We start from the raw sequence: 20,085 nt of genomic DNA, 5'->3' as shown, positions 1-20,085 counted from the left end.
TCCCGGGCGGCTACTGCCGGGGAGTGTATCGGTCACCGCAGAGACCCTAACGATCGCTCAGTGTGGCATCCCGCACTGTTCCGGTGCCTCGCCACGCCCCGAATCCCGGTCACCCCGTCGGAGGCGGTCTGCTGAACTGGACCGAACCGGTTTCGGAACCACCAAACCGACGAACGGGTGGGAGCAGGCATGATCAGGACCAGAGGACTGCGCAAGTCGTACCGATCCCGGGCCGGGCGCAAGGCCGGGACGGTCGACGCGGTCCGAGGGGTGGACCTCGACGTCGCCGAAGGGGAGATCTTCGGGTTCCTCGGCCCGAACGGGGCCGGCAAGACCACCACGCTGCGGATGCTCGCCACCCTCATCGAACCGGACGGTGGCGAGGCCACCATCGCCGGTGCCGACCTGCGCTCCGACCCCGCCGGGGTGCGTCGCCGGATCGGGTACGTCCCGCAGGGCGGCAGCAGCTGGGACGAGTCGACGGCCCGGGAGGAACTCGTCCTCCAGGCCCGGATGTACGGCATCGGCAAGGCCGAGGCGCAGCGCCGCACCGACCGCGCCCTGGCCGCGTTCCAGCTCTCCGAGTACGCCGACCGTAAGTGCAAGACCTACTCCGGCGGCCAGCGGCGGCGCGTCGAGATCGCCCTCGGCATCATCCACGAACCGAAGATCGTCTTCCTCGACGAGCCCACCACCGGCCTCGACCCGCAGAGCCGCGCCCACATGTGGGACGAGATCCGGCGACTGCGCGGCGACGGCATGACCGTCTTCATCACCACCCACTACCTCGACGAGGCCGACGCCCTCTGCGACCGGATCGCGATCATGGACCACGGTGAGATCGTCGCCGAGGGCACCCCGGGCGAACTGAAGCGGGAGATCTCCGGGGACGTGGTGGTCGTCGGCCTCGACGCGAACAGCACGCCGACCGCGTACCGCCTCTTCGACGGCGAGGTCTACGTCAACCGGCTGGAGCGCCTCGACGAGGGCGGCCTGCGGCTCTGGGTCGGCGAGGGCGCGACCACCATCCCGCAGATCCTCCGCCGGATCGACGGTGCCGGGCTCGACCTGCGCTCCATCGAGCTGCACCGCCCCAGCCTCGACGACGTCTTCCTCACCAAGACCGGCCGCTCGCTGCGCGAGTCCTGATCAGTACGGAGACCGCACATGAAACTCGCCCGCGACACCTGGCTGATCTTCCAACGTCAGATCCAACTGCTGCTCCGCAACCCGGTCTGGGTCTTCGTCGGCGTCTTCCAGCCGGTGATGTACCTGCTGCTCTTCGCCCCGCTGCTCAAGCCGGCCCTGAACGCGCCCACCCAGGCCGAGGCGTACAAGATCTTCGTACCCGGCCTGCTCGTGCTGCTCGCCATCTTCGGTGGCCTGTTCCAGGGCTTCGGCCTCCTCGCCGAACTGCGTGCCGGAGTCATCGAACGCTCCCGGGTCACCCCGGTCAGCCGATTCGCCCTGCTGCTCGGCCGTTCCCTACGGGACGTGGTCTCACTGCTCGTGCAGGCCGTCATCATCACCCTGCTGGCCCTGTTCTTCGGGCTCAGCGTGATCATCGGTGACCTGCTGCTGGCGTACCTGCTGCTGGCCCTGATCGCGCTGATGACCTCGGCCGTCTCCTACGGCGTCGCGCTGAAGGTCCGCAGCGAGGAGGCACTCGCCCCGCTGATGAACACGGTCGCCCAGCCGGTGCTGCTGCTCTCCGGCATCCTGCTGCCGCTCACCTTCGCCCCCGGCTGGTTGCAGGGCATCGCCAAGTGGAACCCGTTCTCCTGGGCGGTCGAGGGCACCCGCGCGCTCTTCGCCGGTGACCTCGGCAACGACCGGGTCTGGCAGGGCCTCGGCATCATCACCGTGCTGAGCCTGCTCGCCGTCGCCTGGGCGGCCCGCGCCTTCGCCCGCAGCGTCCGCTGACGGCGGGGTTTGGTGGTAGCAGGGGTCCCCCGCAGTCGTTTTCTGCCGAGCAGGGGCCCCTGCAAACACCTACGGAAGGCGGTGCCCAGCCGGAGTTTCAGCGCACCCGGGCGAGGGTGAGGCCGTCGGCGACCGGCAGCATCACCAGGTCCACCCGGACGTCCGCCAGCACCTCGTCGTTGAACGCGGCGATCGCCCGGTCCGACTCGTCCTGCGGGGCGAGCACCCGGCCGCCCCGCAGCACGTTGTCCACCGCGATCAACCCGCCGGGACGCATCCGAGGCACCAACTCCGACCAGTACACCGGGTAGCCGACCTTGTCCGCGTCGATGAACGCGAAGTCCAGGTAGCGCTCGTGCGGCAGGTCGTGCAGCCCGTCGGCGGCCGGGCCGATACGCAGCTCGATCCGGTCGCCCACCCCGGCCCGCGCCCAGTACCGCCGGGCCACCGACGTGTACTCGGCCGAGATGTCGAAGCAGGTCAACCGCCCGCCATCGGCCAGCCCCCGGGCGATGGCCAGCGAGGAGAGACCGGTGAAGGTGCCCACCTCCACCGCCTGACGCGCGCCCACCAGGCGGGTCAGGAACGTCAACAGGGCCGCCTGCTCCGGGGCGACCTGCATCTGCGCCTCGGCGGGCAACGCGGCCCGGGTCTCCTCGACCAGCTCGCGGACGATCTCGTCCGGCGGGGCACCATGCGCGACCAGGTACTCGTGCAACTCGTCGGTCAGTGGCAGCGACTTCACACTCATGACCGGACGCTAGCCGAACTGCGTACCCCGTTCTGCCCCGACCCGCTGCTGGTCAGGGCAGCGGCTCCACCGTCTGGCCGCCCGGTGCCGGCTGCGTCCACAGGTCGGTGACACTCAGTTCCAGCTCGATCAGCAGGCTGCGCAGCAGTGGCATGGAGAGCCCCACCACCGTCCCCGGGTCGCCCTCGATCCGCTCGACGAACGCCCCACCCAGACCGTCGATGGTGAACGACCCGGCCACGGCCAGCGGCTCACCCGTCGCCACGTACGCGGCGATCTCCTCGTCGCTGATCTCGGCGAAGTGCACGGTCGTCGCGGCGACCGCCTCCACCCGGCTCTCCATCGTGAGGTCCACCAGGCAGTGTCCGGTGTACAGCACACCGCTGTTACCGCGCATCCGCTCCAGCCGGCGGGTGGCGTCCGCCGCGTCGTCCGGCTTGCCGAGGATCTCACCGTCGAAGGCGAGCACCGAGTCGCATCCCAGCACCAACGGCCGGTCGCCGACGGCCGGACGTAGCCGCTCGGCCACCGCCACGGCCTTGAGCCGGGCCAACGTCAGGCACAGCTCGTCCGGTTGGTCGGTCTTGATCTGGGACTCGTCGACCCCACTGACCAGGACCTCCGGTTCGATACCGGCGGCCTGGAGGAGCTTGCGACGGGCGGGGCTCGCCGAGGCGAGCACGAGGCGGACTGTCTGGTTCGGCACGCCCGGGAGGGTACCCACCGACAGCGAACGGCAGACCGCCGGCACGCCGATAGTCACGCGGGCGTCCGTTGCCCGCCGCTCGCGCAATGGGTCGCCGGCTCGCCCCGTCGTATCGTCGGTCCGTTGGGGTGTGCGATCCCGCCACGGGTGCCTGGTCAGCCGCCGGCCGGTGGGGCCGCCGCGCTGGTCCGTCGACGCCGTCGAGCGGCCAGCGCCCACGCCGCGCCACCGCCGAGCGCCGCCAGGCCGCCCGCCGCGAGCAGCCAGCCGACCGTGCCCTCGCCACCTGCCCCAGGCCCGGCCGCCGTCGTGGTCGGCGTGGCGCCGGCCGGAGCAATCGCCGTCGGCGATTGCTCCGCCAGCGGTGGTACATCTGCCGTCAGTGCCGCCACCAGGTCGATGACGCCGTGCCCGTACTGGTCGTCCCGGCCAGGCGCACCCTTGTCGACGGCGGTGGCGGTGAGCCGGTGTACGACCTCCGTCGCCGGCAGATCCGGGTACCGGGCCCGAATCAAAGCCACCGCCCCGGCCACGATCGCGGTGGCGTTGGAGGTGCCGGTGCCCTTGCGGTACTTGCCGTCCATGCTGGTGCTGTAGATGTCGGTGGCTGGCGCGGCCACGTCGACCTCGCGCCCGGTGACCGAGACCGCGGCGTGGTTCCCCTGCCGGTCGACCCCGCCCACCGCGATCACCCCCGGATGCCGCGCCGGGTAACCCACCGCAAAGTCACGAGGATGGTTGCCGACACCAGCAACCACAACGATGTCCGCCGCGAGCGCAGCATCGATGGCTTCTTGCAGGCGGGCGTTCGACCCACCGCCGGCAGAAATGCTGATGACGTCGGCGTTGTGTCGGGCGGCGTACTCGACACTCGTGGCTAGTGCTTCTGCTTCCCCTTGTTCGTCGGGCGACGAGTAGTAGATAGGCATGATCTTCGCTTTTGGGGCGATCCCGTAGGCGCCGTTATCGCCGCTTTTGCCATGCGCGGCAATTAAGCCGGCCATGCCGGTGCCATGGCCATCCCGATCCTCTCGGCCATCGCCGGAGCCGCCCGCAATGATGTCCGTGCCGGGTAGCAGATTGATGCGCAAATCTGGGTGCGGGTCGATGCCGGTGTCCGGCACGGCGACCACCACGCCCTCGCCTTGGGTGATGCGGTGTGCCTCGGCCACATTGAGAAACCGCAAGTGCCACTGGTCATCTCGGATCCGATCAGCGTGCGCCGGGGTGGCTGGCAGGGCGATGGTTGCTGCCGCAGCCAGCACCGCTAAAACGGCGTGCGATCTCACTGGTTGAGGCCGATTGCCGGACCCGGATCGATCGGACCGTCCTCGTCCGGCGGTCGGACGACTGGGTCTACACCCCGAGCGGTCTCCCAGGGATTGTTGGGATCCCAGCGGCGCGAGTCGACCTCATCCTGCTCGCGTCGGCCGGGGCGGCCCAATTGACCAGCGACGCCAGGCGATCCGCCGAAGGGACCCATGCCATGCATGCCGCTGATGGAGGGTCCACGCCCAGCGCCGGGCCGTGATCCTGCGCCGCCTGTCGGAGCAGTCCCCGCGCCACCGCCCCCGATTACGCCACCGATCGGGTTCACCCTGCGTGGTGTGGGTGCTCCCGGAGCAGGCTGACCCAGTCCCATTCCCGGTGGCCCACCGATCAGGCCACCAGGTGGCATCGGCCTAGGAGAAGTCGGAGTGCCGCCGCCATGGGGCTTGCCAACCGGGCCGGCTGTACCGCTCCTGCCTGGTGCGTTTAACGAATGCCCTGGTGGACCGGACACCGACGGAAGGGGCGGTACAACACCCGGATTGATGCCCGGATGGGATGGTGGTGTTAGCGGCGTGACCGGGGGCACCGTTGGGTTTCCCTGAGGTGGCATCACGCCAGGGCCGGCACCACCGAGGACTGGGCCCACACCAGGAGCGATTGGCGTCGCCACCGGCCGTGCCGCCGTTGCCGGTCTGGTTGTCGAGCCGGCCGAACTAGGCGTCACCAGGGGCATTGGCACGATGGGTGGGAGAGTGGGTGGAGAAGTGCCTCCATAAACGTCAGGGTTCGCTGGGTCGAATCGGATGACCTTTGGTGCTGGAGGGGGTGGTTTGAGCATGGCTTGGGCTTGTTGGAGTTCGCCGCTCAGGCCGTACATCAGGGAGCGGGCCTGGCCGTTCAACCGCTCCAGTTCGGCGTCGGTGACCGGTGGTCGGGCGGGGGTGGACCGTCCGACCCGGTGCAGCGGGCGCTGGTCGAGCGTCGCCTCGTACGCCTGCTTGAGCCGCACCTTCTCGGCGTACCGGTCGTGGAGTTTCTTCAGCTCGGCGCGCGTGCTGCCGATGGCGCTGGTGGCGGCGGAGAGGGCGGTGTAGTTGGCGACCGCGGCGTCGTATGTCTGCTGCACGGTGTCGATGAGCTGGTCCAGTTCGGCGAGATACGTCCGCGAAGCGGCGCTCTTCTCCGGCGGCCACGCCTGGGCGAGCCCCCGCCGGTACTCCCGGAGCCGGCTCAGGTGGGTCAGCGCCAGTTCGCTGGTCTTGCGCCAGCCGGCGACCTGCCGCCAGTGGTTGTCCGTCTGGTGGTCCTGGATGGTGGCCCACATTGTTGCCACGTCCATGTTGTGCCAGTTGGTCAGGCTGGCCGTCGGGCCGCCGCCGGGGTCGATCACGGGCGCACCTCCGGCGTGGCGGGCGCACCGGCCGGATCTGGCACGGTGCGTGGGGGCGCAGGCTGGTCATCGTGTGCCGGCATCTGCGCCCCGCGCAGCGCCCGCTCGACGTCCTGGACCTGCGCCTTGGCGAACGCGTCGCTGCCTTCGTACCGCTGGCTGATCGTGCCGGCGGCGTTGGCGAGGCCACCGGTGTAGTTGGCGAGGTCGTAGACCCGATTCGTCGATTCCTGTTGAACCTGTTGGTGTGTGGTGAGAAAGTGAACAAGCTCGATGAAGGCGTCACACGGGTCGGGTAGCTTCACCGACATGTCGTCCGCGATGTACGCAAGGTGGGGCGCGTAGTTGCGGCGTACCTCGGCTTCCAGTCGGGTGGCGAACTCCCGCATCTGGCGGATGTCGGCCTCGATGTCGCCGTAGTCGCGCAGCCAATTCGGTCCGAGGTCTTCCTCAGGGATCATCGGCCCTCCCGCCCGTCACAGCCCGGTGCCCCTGAGTGAGGCTAATCGTTCGGTGCGACGGCGGGCAGCCCTACGCGCGGTGGATCTGGTCACTCTATGTCAATGCATCGATACGCTTCGTCAGCGCGGCAGGCCGGAGGTGCGCCATGCTCCGGGGCCGGCGACGGGGGTCGCGGTGGCCGGTCGGCTGCTGCGTGCCCAGGTGGACGGGGCAGTGGGGGTGGGTGCGGGGGCCGGGCGGGACCGGACGAGAAACGCGCCCACCAGGGCGGCCAACTCCTCGGCGGTGGGGACTCCCCGGACCACCCGGAACTGAGGCTCGTCGGCAGACATGTTGTCAAGGGTACGCGTTGTCGAGTTGACCTATCCCGCATAGTGGCGTGCCGGCGGTGTAAGGGTCCACCGCTCCGGGTACCGTCTCGGCAATGTCGAACGCGCTTCCCCAACTCGTCGCCAACCGATACCGGCTCATCTCGCCGCTCGGTCAGGGCGGCATGGGTCGGGTCTGGAAGGCGCGCGACGAGGTGCTGCACCGCGACGTGGCGATCAAGGAACTGGTCCCGCCGCCCAGCCTCACCGACGAGGAACGTCGGGAGATGCGCGAACGTTCGCTGCGGGAGGCGCGGGCCATCGCCCGGCTGAACCACATCAACGTCGTCCGCATCTTCGACGTGCTGCGTACCGACGGCGACCCGTGGATCGTCATGGAGTACGTCCCGTCGAAGTCGCTTCAGGACACCCTCGCTGAGGACGGTCCGGTGTCGGTGGCCCGCACCGTCGAGATCGGTCTCGGGGTGCTCGGTGCGCTCAAGGCGGCACACAAGGCCGGCGTGATGCACCGGGACGTGAAACCGGGCAACGTGCTGCTCGGCGACGACGGCCGGGTGGTGCTGACGGACTTCGGGTTGGCCACCATTCCCGGTGACCCGAACGTGACCCGGACGGGCATGGTGCTCGGCTCGCCCGCGTACATCGCGCCAGAGCGCGCCCGGGACGGCACGGCCGGCCCGGAGGCCGACCTGTGGTCGCTGGGCGCGACGCTCTACGCGGCCGTGGAGGGCAAGTCCCCGTACGCCCGGCCGTCGGCGATCGCCACCCTGGCGGCGCTGGCCACCGAGCCGATGCCGCCGCCGAAGAACGCCGGTCCACTGAAGCCGGTCCTCAACGGACTGCTCCGCAAGGACCCGGCCGAACGGATCGACGCCGAGGTGGCCGAGCGCATGCTGCGCCGCACGGGCGGCAAGCGCAGCCGGGGGATCTCGCTGCTCGACGGGGTACGCCGGCCCGGACCGAACGGTCCCCGTGAGCCACGTCCCCCGGTGGTGCCCGGCCCACGGTCCGCCGAGCAGAGCGGCGACCGCTCGGCTTCCTCCGCCGTCGCAGGTGTGGCCGGCGTCGGTGCCTCCGACAGCGATGCCACGGTGAAGGCCACCACGTCCGACGTCACCGGCTCCGGTGACGACGCGACGGCGAAGGTCGCCGCTCCGGAGAACGCCGCGTCCGCGTCGGACGTCGCGCCCACCGCCGTGGTGCCGGCCGACCAGGGTACGCGCGCAGAGCCGCCGACCCGGGTGACGCCACCCGTACAGAACCCGACCGCGGTGATGCCGGCCCCGGTGAGTCCACCGGCGTCGACGTCCGGACGGGCCGCCGTCCCGCCGCCGTCCACGACAAAGCCCGACAACCGCCGCCGCAACCTGCTGATCGGCGCGCTGGTGGCGGTGCTGCTGCTCGCGGTGGTGCTTGTCGTGCCGCTACTCAACGACGACTCCGACGACCCCGGACCGGGCCCGCAGACGGGCGGTACGACTGGTGCCACCGGTCAGCCGTCCACCGCGCCGACGAGCGCGTCGGCCCCGGCGTCGCCGACCACGCCGCCGCCCAGCCCGACGCCCAGTCCGAGCGCCTCCGGGGGCATCACGCTGCCGGCCGGCTGGAAGATGCACGAGGACCCGACCGGCTTCGCCATGCCCCTGCCGAACGGCTGGACCAGGAGCCAGGGTTCCACCTACGTGACGTTCCAGGAGCCGAACGGCGTCCGCGAGGTGGTCATCGACCGGACCGACCGGCCGGGCTCGGACGCGGCGAAGGCCTGGCGGGACATCGAGCCGGCCCGGGCGGGACGGGTGAACAACTACCAGTTTCTCAGCATTAAGAACTGCCCGGGGTTCTGGAAGACCTGCGCGGACTGGGAGTGGCTGGAGACCCGGGACGGCACCAGGATCCACGTTCGCAACCGGGGCTTCGTGACGGCCAGCAACCGGGGGTACGCCATCCGCTGGGAGGTCGCCGCCAGCGAGTGGGAGCAGAACCTCGACGAGTTCGACCTGATCGCGAAGGGTTTCAAGCCCGACCGGCAGGACTGATCAGGCTGCCCAGCCCTGGGAATCGTGCCGGTGCGACATTCGTTCGCATGACCTTCCGTCGATCGGGGTACCTCATCCGTGACGACGGAAGGAGGTAGACCGATGGGTTACCGACGGAAGGCCACCAAGTCCTCGGTGGCGCTGTGGATGCTCGTCGCCCTCGGCGACGCCGTCCTGCTCCTCGCGAGTGTCGGCATCTCGGCGCTGGTCGCCCTGGTCAGCGTCGTGGCCATCGCCGCCGCCGTGGTGGGCGGCCGGATGGTGCTGCGGCGTGGCGCGTCCGTACCGGACAGCGTGTCCGCCGCCGAGGGTGTCTCGGTCCCGGTCACCCGGCGCCGGGAGGCCTGACGCGGGGAGCTCTACGAGCCGGAAACACCATGCTGGCGGCAGCCGGACCAGTTGTCGACCCTCTCGGGTGGCAATCGATCCCGCTGCCGCCGCCTGTGTTCAGAGCGTCCGACGAATCCCCCACGCTGCTCCGGGTCACGACGGCCAGCGGCTGTTGCGGCGGATCAGGGCGGCGACGTCGATCCGGTCGTTGCCGAGCAGGACCGCGCGGGCGTCGAGGTAGCGGGGGCAGGGCCAGCGGCAGTGGCAGGTGGGGCAGCGCCGGATGCGTAGCAGCCGCCAGAGCGGTGGAGGTTGATGTCGGTCGGCGATCAGCATCGCGCGGTCCCGTTCCACGGTGACCCTCCGAATGGACGAGCGGGGGCGCGCGGCGGCTCGCCGACAACGGGGGAGACGCGAGCCGCCGCGCCTGGGGAAGCCAACTCCACCGGTTGCGGACCAGGGGGATCGGCTATGTGCAACCTTATGCATACAGATGCTTGCAGGCAAGCATGGCGCACCCTGATGCATCGTGATGCTTGTGGCTGTCCCTGGCCGCGTGATCAAATGGCCGCGCGGACCAGGGAGTTGGCGATGCCTACCTCAAAAACACAGAAGATCATCGATGATCTGACGGAAAAGATCCAGTCCGGCGAGCTGGGGCCGGGCGCCCGGCTGCCGAGCACGGCCGAACTCCGTGCCCAGTACGGAGTTTCGATCACGGTCGTCCGGGGGGCCGTCAACTGGCTGAAGGCCAAGGGCATGGTCGAGGGCATGTCCGGCGTGGGTGTGTTCGTGGCGGAGAAGCCGCAGGGTTGAGCCGCTGCCGGCGTACCGCCTAGGGACGTGGTGCGGCCGGGCGGGCCGCGAGGTGCGGCGCCACCCGGCCGGGCGCGGTACGGATCAGCGGGTGTTGTTCGCCAGCGCGATCAGGCGGTCGCGGGTGCCGTTCCAGTGGTTACGGTCGACGCCGCCGCTGATGCCGGAGACGCTGCCCGAGTCGGTGTACTGCCAGAAGCTCCAGACCGAGGCCCCGGCCGGCAGCGCGCCCGGGGTGCTCGACCAGCGGGCGAGCCACAGCGGGTGGTTGGCCCACGGGCCGGTCCAGCTGCCGGTGCACTGGTTCCACCAGCTCGTGGTGGTGTAGATGACCGCGTAGCGGCCGGTGCGCGAGCGGTAGGTGTTCAGGAAGTCCTGGATCCAGTTGCGCATGCCGGTGGTGCTCAGGCCGTAGCAGTAGCCACCGGCGTACGGGTTGGCCTCGATGTCCAGGGCGGCCGGCAGGGTGCGGCTGTCCGCCGACCACGCGCCGCCGTTGCTGGCGAGGTAGTTGGCCTGGACCGCGCCGGAGGAGATGTTCGGCCGGGCGAAGTGGTACGCCCCGCGGATCACCCCCGCGTAGTAGGAGTTGGTGTAGTTGGCGTTGAACTGCGGGTCCTTGTAGCTCGTACCCTCGGTGGCCTTGATGTAGGCGAACTCGATGCCGGAGTTGCGGACGCTGGTCCAGTTGATCGAGCCCTGCCAGTGCGAGACGTCGACGCCCGCGACGGTGGCGGCGGAGGCCGGGGCTGCGGTCGCGACCAGGCCGAAGGCGGCTGTGGCGAGTGCGGCCAGGCCGGTGGCGAGCAGCCGGCGCAGGGTGAGGCGGGTACGCGACATGAGGCTTCCCTCCTGAGGTGTCCTTTATTGACAGACATCATTGAAGGAATTCATCCGAGATCGCAATGCCTGTTAAAAGAATTGCCATAGGATGCTCGGTCTCCCGTAGCCGGCGGGGTGGCGGGGGTGCGCGGGGGCGGTAGGCTGCCGGCCCATGACGCCGATCGACGGCCTGGGCAGCCTGTGGGACCGGCTCCTCGGCGCACAACCCGACCCGCCACCGTTGCTCGTCCTCGCCACCGCCGCCGTCGCGCTGGTCGTGGTGTCGACCCGGCTGCCCTGGCGGGTCGCCCGCAACGTGATCACCATCGCCCACGAGGGCGGCCACGCGCTGGCCGCGCTGCTGACCGGCCGCCGGCTGCACGGCATCCGCCTGCACTCGGACACCTCCGGGCTGACTCTCTCGGCCGGACGGCCCACCGGCCCGGGCATGATCCTCACCCTGCTCGCCGGGTACGTCGCCCCGCCGCTGATCGGGCTCGCCGGGGCGTGGCTGCTCGGCGGCAACCGGATCACCCTGCTGCTCTGGGTGGCGGTGGCGCTGCTGCTGGCCATGCTGGTGATGGTGCGCAACGCGTTCGGCGTGGTGTCGCTGGTGGTCACCGGTGGGCTGGTGCTCGCCGTCTCCTGGTACGCGTCGCCGCAGGTGCAGGCGGCGTTCGCGTACACCGGGGTCTGGTTCCTGCTGCTCGGCGGGGTGCGCCCGGTGGTGGAGCTGCAACGGGTGCGCGGCCGGGGCCGGATGCCCGCGTCCGACGCCGACCAGCTCGCCGGGCTGACCGGGTTCCCGGCGTTCTTCTGGGTGACGTTCTTCGCCCTGGTCAACCTGGTCACCCTGGTGGCCGGAGCGGCGCTGCTCGCCGCCCCGGCCCTCACCGAAGCCGGTCTACGCCCCTGAGACCAGCAGCCACCGTCCCCACTCGCCGACGACCGCCCGGTTGATCAAGAGGTTCGGGTCAGGAAGCGTCGGTCCCGGTGACGCCAACTTCTTGATCACCCACGCTGGCCGGGCGCGGCGAGACCGGTTGGATCCGGTGGCAACCGGGCGGGTGCTCCGGTGCGTGTCACCTGGGAGTGGCCACGGGAGGTAGCAGGTGCCCGATGTCGACGGGTTCGACGAGTTCTACCGGGGCAGCCGACAACGGCTGCTCGGGTTCGTCTACGCGCTCACCGGCGACCTCGCCGAGGCCCAGGACGCGGTCCAGGAGGCGTACGTGCGCGCGTGGCAGCGCTGGTCGACCGTCGGCGGGTACGACGATCCGGAGGCCTGGGTACGGGTGGTCGCCAGCCGGATCGCGGTGAGCCGCTGGCGCAGCCTGCGCAGCCGAGCCCGGGCGTACCTGCGGCACGGGGCCACCGAGACCGTTCCCGCCCCGAGCACCGACACCGTCGAGGTGGTGGCCGCGCTGCGCCGGCTCCCCGAGGAGCAGCGCACCGCACTCGCCCTGTACTACCTGCTCGGCATGCCGGTCGCCGACGTCGCCCGGGAGACCAACGCCCCGGTCGGCACGGTCAAGGCCCGACTCTCCCGGGGGCGTACCGCGCTCGCCGGACTGCTCGCCGTCACGGAGTTGGAGGAGGCCGCCGATGCGTGAGCACGAGCCCACCCTGGCCGGCCGGCTCGCGGTCGACCTGGCCACCGTACGCTGGCCGGAGCCGGCGGAGATCCGGGCCCGGGCCCGTCGGCGGGCCCGGCGGCAGATGGCCGGGGTGGCGGCTGCCCTGGTGCTGGTGGCGGGAGGCGTCGCCGTTGTGCTCCGTCCGACGGACGGGGCCGCACCACCTCCGGTTGCCGTACCGGTGGTGGATCCGGGGCCGAGCGGCGAGATCCCGCCGGAGGCGCTGCTGCAACCGGCCGACCTACGGGAACGGTCCGAGCCACCGCTGACCGCGTCGGATCTCGGCGAGTCGATTCGCCTCGACGACCACCTCGGAGCCTGTCGGACGGACCAGGGCCAGTCGACCCGGTGGGAGACCTCGCTCTGGTCCCGCTCGCAGGCGATCCTTCGGGACCGCCCGGACGGTTACGACCATCCTCCCAGCGACCTGTTGGTCGGCCAGGACATCTACCGGGTCACGCCCGAGGTGGCCGGACGCTTCTTCCGGGGTCTGGAACAGCTCGTCGCCCCGTGCGCCGCGTGGCGCTCGGTCGGCCCGATCGAATGGCAGGGCCGGATAATCACTGCGGAGGCGGTGCACAACTGGGCGCTGGTGGACCGCGACTTCGTCGGCGACGAGGCGGCCCTGCTGCGCCACTCGGTGTCCCAACCCCGTGACCGGGCCACCGGGGAGCTGCTCAGCGAGGTGTCCCGGTCGACGACCAGCCTGGCCATCGTCCGGGTAGGGGATCTGGTGACCGTGATCGTGCCGGGACGCTCCACGCCGGACGACGAGTTGCGGCGGCTCGCCCGGGTCGCCGCCACCCGGATGTGCCCGGCCGCGAACCCGTCCTGCTGACCGTCGGGTCGGGTGGCTGAGGTGGTTGCAGGGGACCCCTGCTCCTCGAAAAGCGGTGACAAGGGACCCCTGCAACCACCCCACCCCCGGCGAGCGAAGCCGCCGCTACAGCGGGATGTTGCCGTGCTTCTTCGGCGGGAGCGTCTCCCGCTTGGTGCGCAGCATCCGCAGGCCACGGACGATCTGGGTGCGCGTCTCGCGCGGCGGGATCACCGCGTCGACGTAGCCCCGCTCGGCGGCGATGTACGGGTTGGCCAGGGTCTCCTCGTACTCGGCGATCTTCTCGGCCCGAAGGGCGGCCGGGTCCTCGGCGGCGGCCAGCTCGGAGCGGTAGAGGATGTTCACCGCGCCCTGCGCCCCCATCACCGCGATCTGCGCGGTCGGCCAGGCGAAGTTCAGGTCCGCGCCGAGGTGCTTGGAGCCCATCACGTCGTACGCCCCGCCGTACGCCTTGCGGGTGATCACGGTGAGCTTCGGGACGGTGGCCTCGGCGTACGCGTAGAGCAGCTTCGCGCCCCGGCGGATGATGCCGTCCCACTCCTGACCGGTGCCGGGCAGGAAGCCGGGTACGTCCACGAAGGTCAGCACCGGGATGTTGAACGCGTCGCAGGTGCGCACGAACCGGGCCGCCTTCTCGGAGGCGGCGATGTCCAGGCAGCCGGCGAAGTGCATCGGCTGGTTGGCGACCACGCCGACCGGACGCCCCTCGACCCGGCCGAAGCCGACCACGATGTTCTGCGCGTAGAGGGACTGGACCTCCAGGAACTCCCCGTCGTCGAGGACGTGCTCGACCACCCGGCGGATGTCGTACGGCTGGTTCGCCGAGTCGGGGATCAGCGTGTCGAGTTCCCGGTCGGCGTCGGTGACGGTCAGGTCGGCGTCGACGGGGAAGGTCGGCGGCTCGTCCAGGTTGTTCGCCGGAAGGTACGACAGCAGCGCCTTGACGTAGTCGAGCGCGTCGTCCTCGTTGGTGGCCAGGTAGTGGGCGTTGCCGCTGCGGGTGTTGTGGGTGCGTGCCCCGCCCAGCTCCTCCATCGCCACGTCCTCGCCGGTCACCGTCTTGATCACGTCGGGGCCGGTGATGAACATGTGCGAGGTCTGGTCGACCATCACGATGAAGTCGGTGAGCGCCGGCGAGTAGACCGCACCGCCCGCGCACGGCCCCATCACCAGCGAGATCTGCGGGATCACCCCGGAGGCGCGGGCGTTGCGGAAGAAGATGTCGGCGTACAGGCCGAGGCTGACCACGCCCTCCTGGATCCGCGCGCCGCCGGAGTCGTTGATGCCGATGATCGGGCAGCCGATCTTCATGGCCAGCTCCATCACCTTGACGATCTTCTGACCGAAGACCTCGCCGAGGGAGCCGCCGAAGACCGTGAAGTCCTGCGCGAAGACGCAGACCTGCCGGCCGTCGACGGTGCCGTACCCGGTGATCACCCCGTCCCCGTACGGACGGGTGCGGTCGAGGCCGAAGTTGGTCGAGCGGTGCCGGGCCAACTCGTCCAGCTCGACGAAGGAACCCTCGTCGAGCAGCAGCTCGATCCGCTCCCGGGCGGTCTTCTTGCCCCGCGCGTGCTGCTTCTCCACGGCGCGCGCCGAGCCCGCGTGCACCGCCTCGTCGACCCGTCGCTCCAGGTCCGCCAGCTTGCCGGCGGTGGTGTGGATGTTGGTCCCGGTCTCGGTAGTCACCCACGGAATATAACGATGGTTCAGGTGCCGCGTCGGTGTGCACTTCGCCTCATGCACGGTCGTCCGTGTCCGCTCACCGGCACTTCGAGGCCGGGGCCGTAGGCTGGCGGGATGCCGGGCTCCCCGTACACCGACCTGGACCGACCGCCGCTGAGCGCGGCCCGGCTGCGGCGTGCGCTGGTCGCGCCGTACGGGCCCTGGCGGCGGTTGGAGCTGCGCGCGGAGACCGGTTCCACCAACGCCGACGTCGCCGAGGCCGCGCGGGCCGGCGAGCCGGAGGGCCTGGTCGTGGTCGCCGAGCGGCAGACCACGGGACGCGGCCGGCGTGGCCGGGTCTGGCAGTCGCCACCCCGGGCGGGCATCGCGACCAGCGTCCTGCTCCGGCCCGGCGAGGCCGTCCCGGAGCGTGGCTGGTCATCCGTCTCCGCCACCGGGTACGGCTGGCTGCCCCTGCTCGCCGGGGTCGCCCTGGTCGAGGCGGTGTCCCAACTGGCCGAGCTGGACGCCCGGCTGAAGTGGCCCAACGACCTGCTGCTCGACGACGCCAAGTGCGCGGGGGTGCTGGCCGAGGCGGTGCCCGGTGGCACGCTCGCCCAGCCGTCCGCGGTCGTGCTCGGCGTCGGTCTCAACGTGACGCTCCGCGCCGACGAGCTGCCGGAGAACCCGACCGGCCTGCCTGCCACCTCGCTGCAACTCGCCGGGGCCGCCGCCACCGACCGGGACCCGCTGCTGCGTGCGCTGCTCCGGGCCATCGCCGACTGGTACGACCGCTGGCGGTCCGCCGGGGGCGACGCGGTCGCCAGTGGACTGCGCGACGCGTACCTGGCCGCCTGCGGCACGGTCGGTCGTCCGGTCCGGGTGCTCCTGCCCGGCGGCGAGGAGCTGACCGGTACGGCCACCGGTGTCGACGCCGACGGGCAGCTCCTGGTCGACACCGTGCGGGGCGAGCGGAGCCTCGCCGCCGGGGACGTCCTGCACCTGCGCTGAACCGCCCCGCCGGGATGTTTCCCGCCGGACGGCACGGACATCCGGCTCGTGCCGTCCGTAAGGTTGCGGCGCGTACGGGCGGCGGCAGGCTACCGTCAGCGCGTCGGTGTACCTGCGAGGAGGTTCGTGTGGCGTTCCCCGATGACGTCCTCACCGAGGACGAGGAGATCGTGCTCCACCTGCATCCGCACGGGAAGGCCCTGGTCCGGCCCGTACTGGTGCTGGTGCTGAGCGTGGCGGCGGTGGTGGCCGCCTGGATCCTCCTGCCGGACGGTGAGGCCGGCCGGATCGGTCTGTACCTGGTCGCGGGGCTCGCCCTGGTGCTGGCCGTGGTGTTCGCGCTCGTGCCGTACCTGACCTGGCGCAGCACGCACTACCTCTTCACCACCGAACGGGTGCTGCTCCAGCAGGGCATCCTCTCCCGGGACCGGCGGGACATCCCGCTGGGCCGGATCAACGACCACTCGATGAACCAGCGGTTCGTCGAGCGGTTCTTCGGCTGCGGCACGCTGACCATCGAGTCGGTCGGGGAACGCGGTCAGTCGGTGCTGGTCGACGTGCCCCGCGTCGAGCAGGTGCAGACCCGGCTGTACGAACTGGCCGAGGCGCACCACGACCGGCACTCGTTGGGCGACGGCGAGATGCGCGACATTCTGGCCGACATGCGGGACGGCCGGCCGCTGCGCGATCCCACCGCCTGACCGCGAACCGGTGGCCGGCTGTCGTGCCCGGCTCGCGCTAGCGTTCGACGCCGGTCACGGCGGTCGGCTCCGCCGTCTCGGCGTCCTCCGGCCGCATCGTGGTGCCCAGCGCGGTGAGGAGGAGGAACATACCCGCCCCGACGACGATCGCGATGTCGGCCACGTTCCCGATGAACCAGTCGAAGTACGCGATGAAGTCGACCACGTGGCCCTGCCCGAACGACGGCTCGCGCAGGAGCCGGTCGCCGAGGTGGGTCGTCGCCCCGCCGAGGATCAGCCCGAGGGCCAGGGCCCAGGGGCGGGACCGCACCCGCCACGAGTACCAGAGGCCCGCGACCACGCCGATGGTCGTGGCGATCGTGAAGATCCACGTCGAGCCCGCGCCGATCGACAGGGCCGCGCCGGGGTTGTAGATGAGCTGGATGCCCAGCGCGTCACCGAGCACCGGGATCCGCTCGCCCCGGGTGAGGCTGCTTTCGGCCCACAACTTCGTGAGCTGGTCGGTGACGACCACGACGAGTGCCGTGCCGCCCGCCACCCAGGGGGCACGGTGCGTCCACCGCTGCGCGCGGGGCGCGGCGGCCGGTGCGTCGGCGGCGACCGGTGGCGACTCGTCGGTCGCGGATTGCTCGCTCATCCCGGCAAGTCTCTCACGCGATCGTGACTCCGCCGACCGCGTCACTCGCCCTGACCGGGGGCGCACGCCGTTCCGGTGTCAGAGCCGTCAGACGACCTCGGGTGGCGTGGGCCGTCAGGTGGCCTCGGGCGGAGGGTGCCGGTGGGACGGGTCGGGAAGGTCGTGGGGGTCGCGGGCGGCCGGGATGACGGCGGTGGGAGCGTCCAGACCGTACCGGCCCGTCGGCCCGACCGGTGCCGGTGCCGGTGGCGCGGGCGCCGGCGGGGCGGAGACCACCGGGCCGGGCAGGACGGCGGTGGGGGCGTCCAGCGAGGTGGCCGACGCCACCACGCGGTCGGGCACGCCGACCGGGGCTGGTGGGCGGGCCGGCGGTGCGGAGACGGGAGCGCCGACCGGCACAGCCGGCGCATTGGGCAGCGGTGGTGCGGAGACGGGCACGCCGGTGGGCATGGCCGGCGCACCGGGCAGCGGCGGTGCGGAGACGGGTGTGCCGGGAGCCGGACCGGTTTCGGTCATCGGATCGGGACCGGTGGCGACCGCGACCGGATCCGACCGACCGGGCGGTGGCTCGTCCCCGTCGACGGCACCGTCGGGTTCGGTGGCGTCGACGGGCTCGGGCTGGACGCGGAGGGTGAACCAGCCACGGAAGCGGGTGCGGAGCACCTCGCACTCCGGGCGTCCCTCCGCGTCGAGACGGAGCATCGTGCCGTTCAGGGTGACGGTGCCGAGCCCCGGACGGGCGGTGGAGGGCTTGCTCCCCATGACGTCGAGGCGTACCGCCAGACGGTCGCCGGCCCGCACCGGGGCCAGCCAGCGCAGCTCCTCCAGACCGGGGGAGGCGTCGGCCGCCGCGCGGGAGAGCACATGGTCGACGTACGCCCGCATGAAGAGGCTGACCGTGTAGAAGCCGCTGGCGATCAGGCCGCCGTGGTGGCTCTGCCGGGCCAACTCCGCGTCGACGTGGTACCACTGCGGGTCGAACCGTCGGGCGAAGGCGACCATCTCGTCCCCGTCGACGGTGAGCACGCCCAGGTCGAACCAGCGGCCCGGGGTGAGGTCCTCGAAGAACAGCTCGGCTGAGGCTCCGGTCCCCGAGCGGACCGGTTCGGCGCTCACCGGCGCGGAGCACGCCGGGACCCGGCGTGCAGTTCGGCGGCGAGTTCGGCTTCCAGTTCGCTGTCGATCGCGACGAGCCCCGGGTCGAGCGGCTTGAGCCGGTCCAGCGGTGAGGGGCCGGGTCGGGCGTCCGCCCCGGTGGTCGTCCGGGGGGAGATCGCGTCGCCGCCGCCGGCCGGACGTGGCTTGACCGCCCGGCCGGGGCCCGCGGTCGGGCTCGGCGTGACCCGGGAGCGGGGCCTGAGCGTCGGTCGTGGCCGGACCTCGGGTGGTGATGTCGGTTCCGGCTGGGCCTGCTCGAGTTCGGTGACCGACTCGGCGAGTTCGGCCACCGGGTCCATCTCGGCGACCGTCTCGTGCTCGTCCCGCTTCGCGGCGGGTTCGGCGACCGGGACGGGCTGGAAGACGAAGGTGCGGTACGACCAGAAACGGAACAGCGTGGCGAGCACGACACCGCCGGTCTTCGCCACGTTGAGCGCGAGCAGGCTGGTCATGCCGAGGCCGTACTTCGCCGCAGCGAGGACGCCCAGTTCGATGAGCAACCCGGTCGCGTTGAAAAGGAAGAAAAGGGCGTATTCCCGACGCATCGCCGATCTCGGCCGGTCCCGGTACGTCCAGTGCCGATTCATCAGATACGACGTGATGGTGGCGACGATCGTCGCCGCGACCGCAGCCTTCAACTGACCGTCGCTGAACACGGTGAGTGCCAGTGCGTTGAACACCGCGTAATTGATGACGGTGTTGATGCCACCGACGATGCCGAATTTGAGCGCCTCGTGGACGAACTTCTGCCAGCGCTCGGGCAGGAGGCGGACAAGACGCATGCGGAACACCTTAAGGTCGGTCGTGGCTTCCGGCCTGTCGGCCGGACGGGATGGGCCCCAGGTCACGCCTGGGAGTCTGGATCGGGTCCTCGCGGAACCCGTGGGGTTCCCGCTTCGACGAAGACGAACCGTCGGTACGACCAGAACCGGAACAGCGTGCCGAGGCCCGTGCCGACGATGAAGCTGGCGATGTTGTCGGCCAGCGTGGTCTGGAAGACCTCCGGCCAGATGCTGCCCAGCCCGTAACGGCTGATGGCGAGGCAGGCCACCGCGATGCCCAGCCCCACCCCGTTGAAGAAGAAGAACAGAGCGTACTCGCGGACCGGGTTGGAACGCTGCCGGTGCCGCCAGGTCCAGAACCGGTTGCCGAGGAAGGCGACCGTGGCCGCGATGACAGTGGAGATCGTCTTCGCCGTGACCGGCTCGATGCCGCGTCCGGCGGTGAAGTAGTTGAACAGGGCGAAGTCGATGAGGAATGCGATCCCGCCCACCGTGGCGAACTTGCTCAGCTCGCGCAGGAGGTGACCGAACCGGTCCAACAGCGACCGGACCAGGCCCGGGCGCGTATGCGGGGTACCCGGTTGGTCCCCGGTCACGGTCGCAGCCACGGGGGAAGCGTACCGGCTGACCGCTTCCCGGACGGGTAGCAACGTCGACAGCGGGTAAACACCTCTCGACGATGACGGAGGGTGATGTCGGCGGTGCCGTGAGGGACGGTGACCGGTGGAGGTGGTGTGGTGCCGTGTGCGTGCGCTCCCGCCCGGCCGGGCCCCACTTCCCGCGGCGTATTGAAGGTCAACTGGGGAATGTGCGTGAAAC

Annotated in this window: 23 protein-coding genes; 11 read left to right on the top strand and 12 right to left on the bottom strand. The window is 70.9% G+C overall.

The window, feature by feature from the left end:
- The first annotated feature begins 189 nt into the window (after positions 1 to 189).
- Positions 190 to 1,149, top strand: a complete 960-nt coding sequence (locus ACIBJE_RS12975; protein WP_396747407.1) for an ATP-binding cassette domain-containing protein — start codon at positions 190 to 192, stop codon at positions 1,147 to 1,149.
- Positions 1,150 to 1,167: 18 nt separating this feature from the next.
- Positions 1,168 to 1,923 carry an ABC transporter permease gene (locus tag ACIBJE_RS12970; RefSeq protein ID WP_396747404.1) on the top strand — a complete coding sequence of 252 codons (756 nt, stop codon included), beginning with the start codon at positions 1,168 to 1,170 and terminating at the stop codon, positions 1,921 to 1,923.
- Positions 1,924 to 2,020: 97 nt separating this feature from the next.
- On the opposite strand, the gene ACIBJE_RS12965 is transcribed toward ACIBJE_RS12970, so the two are convergent.
- The 3 genes from ACIBJE_RS12965 to mycP all read right to left on the bottom strand — a co-directional run bounded on the left by ACIBJE_RS12965 (position 2,021) and on the right by mycP (position 4,645).
- Positions 2,021 to 2,674, bottom strand: a complete 654-nt coding sequence (locus tag ACIBJE_RS12965) for an O-methyltransferase (RefSeq protein ID WP_396747401.1) — start codon at positions 2,672 to 2,674, stop codon at positions 2,021 to 2,023.
- 52 nt (positions 2,675 to 2,726) lie between these two features.
- Entirely contained in the window at positions 2,727 to 3,380 is a 654-nt protein-coding gene (locus ACIBJE_RS12960) for a Maf family protein (protein WP_396747398.1), read from the bottom strand.
- A gap of 155 nt (positions 3,381 to 3,535) precedes the next feature.
- Positions 3,536 to 4,645 carry a type VII secretion-associated serine protease mycosin gene (gene mycP / locus ACIBJE_RS12955; protein ID WP_396747395.1) on the bottom strand — a complete coding sequence of 370 codons (1,110 nt, stop codon included), beginning with the start codon at positions 4,643 to 4,645 and terminating at the stop codon, positions 3,536 to 3,538.
- Positions 4,646 to 5,488: 843 nt separating this feature from the next.
- On the opposite strand from mycP, the gene ACIBJE_RS12950 reads away from it, so the two are divergent.
- Entirely contained in the window at positions 5,489 to 5,746 is a 258-nt protein-coding gene (locus ACIBJE_RS12950; protein WP_396747392.1) for a hypothetical protein, read from the top strand.
- A 292-nt stretch (positions 5,747 to 6,038) separates the two neighbouring features.
- On the opposite strand, the gene ACIBJE_RS12945 is transcribed toward ACIBJE_RS12950, so the two are convergent.
- Both ACIBJE_RS12945 and ACIBJE_RS12940 read right to left on the bottom strand, forming a co-directional pair.
- Positions 6,039 to 6,503, bottom strand: coding sequence for a hypothetical protein (locus tag ACIBJE_RS12945; protein WP_396747390.1), 465 nt, complete (start codon positions 6,501 to 6,503; stop codon positions 6,039 to 6,041).
- Between the two features lie 120 nt (positions 6,504 to 6,623).
- Positions 6,624 to 6,836, bottom strand: a complete 213-nt coding sequence (locus tag ACIBJE_RS12940; RefSeq protein WP_396747387.1) for an acyl-CoA carboxylase subunit epsilon — start codon at positions 6,834 to 6,836, stop codon at positions 6,624 to 6,626.
- Positions 6,837 to 6,928: 92 nt separating this feature from the next.
- On the opposite strand from ACIBJE_RS12940, the gene ACIBJE_RS12935 reads away from it, so the two are divergent.
- Positions 6,929 to 8,869 carry a protein kinase gene (locus tag ACIBJE_RS12935; RefSeq protein ID WP_396747384.1) on the top strand — a complete coding sequence of 647 codons (1,941 nt, stop codon included), beginning with the start codon at positions 6,929 to 6,931 and terminating at the stop codon, positions 8,867 to 8,869.
- 102 nt (positions 8,870 to 8,971) lie between these two features.
- Positions 8,972 to 9,217: a hypothetical protein gene (locus tag ACIBJE_RS12930; protein ID WP_396747381.1), complete on the top strand. Its 246-nt coding sequence runs from the start codon at positions 8,972 to 8,974 to the stop codon at positions 9,215 to 9,217.
- Between the two features lie 135 nt (positions 9,218 to 9,352).
- Here the strand turns inward: ACIBJE_RS12930 and ACIBJE_RS12925 are convergent, their stop codons facing one another.
- Positions 9,353 to 9,553, bottom strand: coding sequence for a hypothetical protein (locus tag ACIBJE_RS12925; protein ID WP_396747379.1), 201 nt, complete (start codon positions 9,551 to 9,553; stop codon positions 9,353 to 9,355).
- 210 nt (positions 9,554 to 9,763) lie between these two features.
- Here ACIBJE_RS12925 and ACIBJE_RS12920 point away from each other — a divergent pair, with 210 nt between their 5' ends.
- The gene (locus tag ACIBJE_RS12920; RefSeq protein WP_396747376.1) at positions 9,764 to 10,015 is read left to right on the top strand and encodes a winged helix-turn-helix domain-containing protein; all 252 of its coding nucleotides are present in this window, start codon (positions 9,764 to 9,766) and stop codon (positions 10,013 to 10,015) included.
- An 84-nt stretch (positions 10,016 to 10,099) separates the two neighbouring features.
- Here ACIBJE_RS12920 and ACIBJE_RS12915 read toward each other — a convergent pair whose 3' ends face one another.
- Positions 10,100 to 10,855 carry a GH25 family lysozyme gene (locus ACIBJE_RS12915; RefSeq protein ID WP_396747373.1) on the bottom strand — a complete coding sequence of 252 codons (756 nt, stop codon included), beginning with the start codon at positions 10,853 to 10,855 and terminating at the stop codon, positions 10,100 to 10,102.
- Between the two features lie 154 nt (positions 10,856 to 11,009).
- Between ACIBJE_RS12915 and ACIBJE_RS12910 the strand changes: the two genes are divergently transcribed.
- From ACIBJE_RS12910 to ACIBJE_RS12900, 3 genes are all read left to right on the top strand, one after another.
- Entirely contained in the window at positions 11,010 to 11,753 is a 744-nt protein-coding gene (locus ACIBJE_RS12910; RefSeq protein ID WP_396747370.1) for a M50 family metallopeptidase, read from the top strand.
- Between the two features lie 196 nt (positions 11,754 to 11,949).
- Positions 11,950 to 12,450: an RNA polymerase sigma factor gene (locus ACIBJE_RS12905; protein WP_396747367.1), complete on the top strand. Its 501-nt coding sequence runs from the start codon at positions 11,950 to 11,952 to the stop codon at positions 12,448 to 12,450.
- Positions 12,443 to 13,312 (top strand): hypothetical protein, encoded by an 870-nt coding sequence (locus tag ACIBJE_RS12900; RefSeq protein ID WP_396747364.1) that lies wholly within the window; start codon positions 12,443 to 12,445, stop codon positions 13,310 to 13,312. The genes ACIBJE_RS12905 and ACIBJE_RS12900 overlap by 8 nt, the downstream gene beginning before the upstream one ends.
- Before the next feature lie 105 nt (positions 13,313 to 13,417).
- Here ACIBJE_RS12900 and ACIBJE_RS12895 read toward each other — a convergent pair whose 3' ends face one another.
- On the bottom strand, positions 13,418 to 15,001 hold the full coding sequence (locus tag ACIBJE_RS12895) for an acyl-CoA carboxylase subunit beta (protein ID WP_396747361.1): 1,584 nt from the start codon (positions 14,999 to 15,001) through the stop codon (positions 13,418 to 13,420).
- A gap of 111 nt (positions 15,002 to 15,112) precedes the next feature.
- Here ACIBJE_RS12895 and ACIBJE_RS12890 point away from each other — a divergent pair, with 111 nt between their 5' ends.
- Both ACIBJE_RS12890 and ACIBJE_RS12885 read left to right on the top strand, forming a co-directional pair.
- Positions 15,113 to 15,988, top strand: a complete 876-nt coding sequence (locus tag ACIBJE_RS12890) for a biotin--[acetyl-CoA-carboxylase] ligase (RefSeq protein ID WP_396747358.1) — start codon at positions 15,113 to 15,115, stop codon at positions 15,986 to 15,988.
- Between the two features lie 128 nt (positions 15,989 to 16,116).
- Positions 16,117 to 16,689, top strand: coding sequence for a PH domain-containing protein (locus tag ACIBJE_RS12885; RefSeq protein WP_396747356.1), 573 nt, complete (start codon positions 16,117 to 16,119; stop codon positions 16,687 to 16,689).
- Positions 16,690 to 16,726: 37 nt separating this feature from the next.
- Here ACIBJE_RS12885 and ACIBJE_RS12880 read toward each other — a convergent pair whose 3' ends face one another.
- The 4 genes from ACIBJE_RS12880 to ACIBJE_RS12865 form a co-directional block, all read right to left on the bottom strand.
- Positions 16,727 to 17,326 carry a signal peptidase II gene (locus ACIBJE_RS12880; protein WP_396747353.1) on the bottom strand — a complete coding sequence of 200 codons (600 nt, stop codon included), beginning with the start codon at positions 17,324 to 17,326 and terminating at the stop codon, positions 16,727 to 16,729.
- A 114-nt stretch (positions 17,327 to 17,440) separates the two neighbouring features.
- Entirely contained in the window at positions 17,441 to 18,442 is a 1,002-nt protein-coding gene (locus tag ACIBJE_RS12875; RefSeq protein WP_396747350.1) for a MaoC/PaaZ C-terminal domain-containing protein, read from the bottom strand.
- Positions 18,439 to 19,266 (bottom strand): GtrA family protein, encoded by an 828-nt coding sequence (locus ACIBJE_RS12870; RefSeq protein ID WP_396747347.1) that lies wholly within the window; start codon positions 19,264 to 19,266, stop codon positions 18,439 to 18,441. Before ACIBJE_RS12870 ends, ACIBJE_RS12875 begins: the two co-directional genes overlap by 4 nt.
- A 62-nt stretch (positions 19,267 to 19,328) precedes the next feature.
- Entirely contained in the window at positions 19,329 to 19,916 is a 588-nt protein-coding gene (locus tag ACIBJE_RS12865) for a GtrA family protein (RefSeq protein ID WP_396747344.1), read from the bottom strand.
- Between the last annotated feature and the right edge of the window lie 169 nt (positions 19,917 to 20,085).

Origin of the sequence: Micromonospora sp. NPDC050187, assembly GCF_044459745.1 — a bacterium.
In the GTDB taxonomy this organism is placed as follows: domain Bacteria; phylum Actinomycetota; class Actinomycetes; order Mycobacteriales; family Micromonosporaceae; genus Micromonospora.
Note: the sequence above shows the minus strand (reverse complement) of the source record. Positions and strands in the feature narration are given on the sequence as shown.

Bases quoted from the DNA above. Each gene is read 5' to 3' on its own strand.
- ACIBJE_RS12975 (WP_396747407.1), top strand. From the start codon at position 190: ATGATCAGGACCAGAGGACTGCGCAAGTCGTACCGATCCCGGGCCGGG.
- ACIBJE_RS12970 (WP_396747404.1), top strand. From the start codon at position 1,168: ATGAAACTCGCCCGCGACACCTGGCTGATCTTCCAACGTCAGATCCAA.
- ACIBJE_RS12965 (WP_396747401.1), bottom strand. From the start codon at position 2,674: ATGAGTGTGAAGTCGCTGCCACTGACCGACGAGTTGCACGAGTACCTG.
- ACIBJE_RS12950 (WP_396747392.1), top strand. From the start codon at position 5,489: ATGGCTTGGGCTTGTTGGAGTTCGCCGCTCAGGCCGTACATCAGGGAG.
- ACIBJE_RS12945 (WP_396747390.1), bottom strand. From the start codon at position 6,503: ATGATCCCTGAGGAAGACCTCGGACCGAATTGGCTGCGCGACTACGGC.
- ACIBJE_RS12940 (WP_396747387.1), bottom strand. From the start codon at position 6,836: ATGTCTGCCGACGAGCCTCAGTTCCGGGTGGTCCGGGGAGTCCCCACC.
- ACIBJE_RS12935 (WP_396747384.1), top strand. From the start codon at position 6,929: ATGTCGAACGCGCTTCCCCAACTCGTCGCCAACCGATACCGGCTCATC.
- ACIBJE_RS12930 (WP_396747381.1), top strand. From the start codon at position 8,972: ATGGGTTACCGACGGAAGGCCACCAAGTCCTCGGTGGCGCTGTGGATG.
- ACIBJE_RS12920 (WP_396747376.1), top strand. From the start codon at position 9,764: ATGGCCGCGCGGACCAGGGAGTTGGCGATGCCTACCTCAAAAACACAG.
- ACIBJE_RS12915 (WP_396747373.1), bottom strand. From the start codon at position 10,855: ATGTCGCGTACCCGCCTCACCCTGCGCCGGCTGCTCGCCACCGGCCTG.
- ACIBJE_RS12910 (WP_396747370.1), top strand. From the start codon at position 11,010: ATGACGCCGATCGACGGCCTGGGCAGCCTGTGGGACCGGCTCCTCGGC.
- ACIBJE_RS12900 (WP_396747364.1), top strand. From the start codon at position 12,443: ATGCGTGAGCACGAGCCCACCCTGGCCGGCCGGCTCGCGGTCGACCTG.
- ACIBJE_RS12890 (WP_396747358.1), top strand. From the start codon at position 15,113: ATGCCGGGCTCCCCGTACACCGACCTGGACCGACCGCCGCTGAGCGCG.
- ACIBJE_RS12880 (WP_396747353.1), bottom strand. From the start codon at position 17,326: ATGAGCGAGCAATCCGCGACCGACGAGTCGCCACCGGTCGCCGCCGAC.
- ACIBJE_RS12870 (WP_396747347.1), bottom strand. From the start codon at position 19,266: ATGCGTCTTGTCCGCCTCCTGCCCGAGCGCTGGCAGAAGTTCGTCCAC.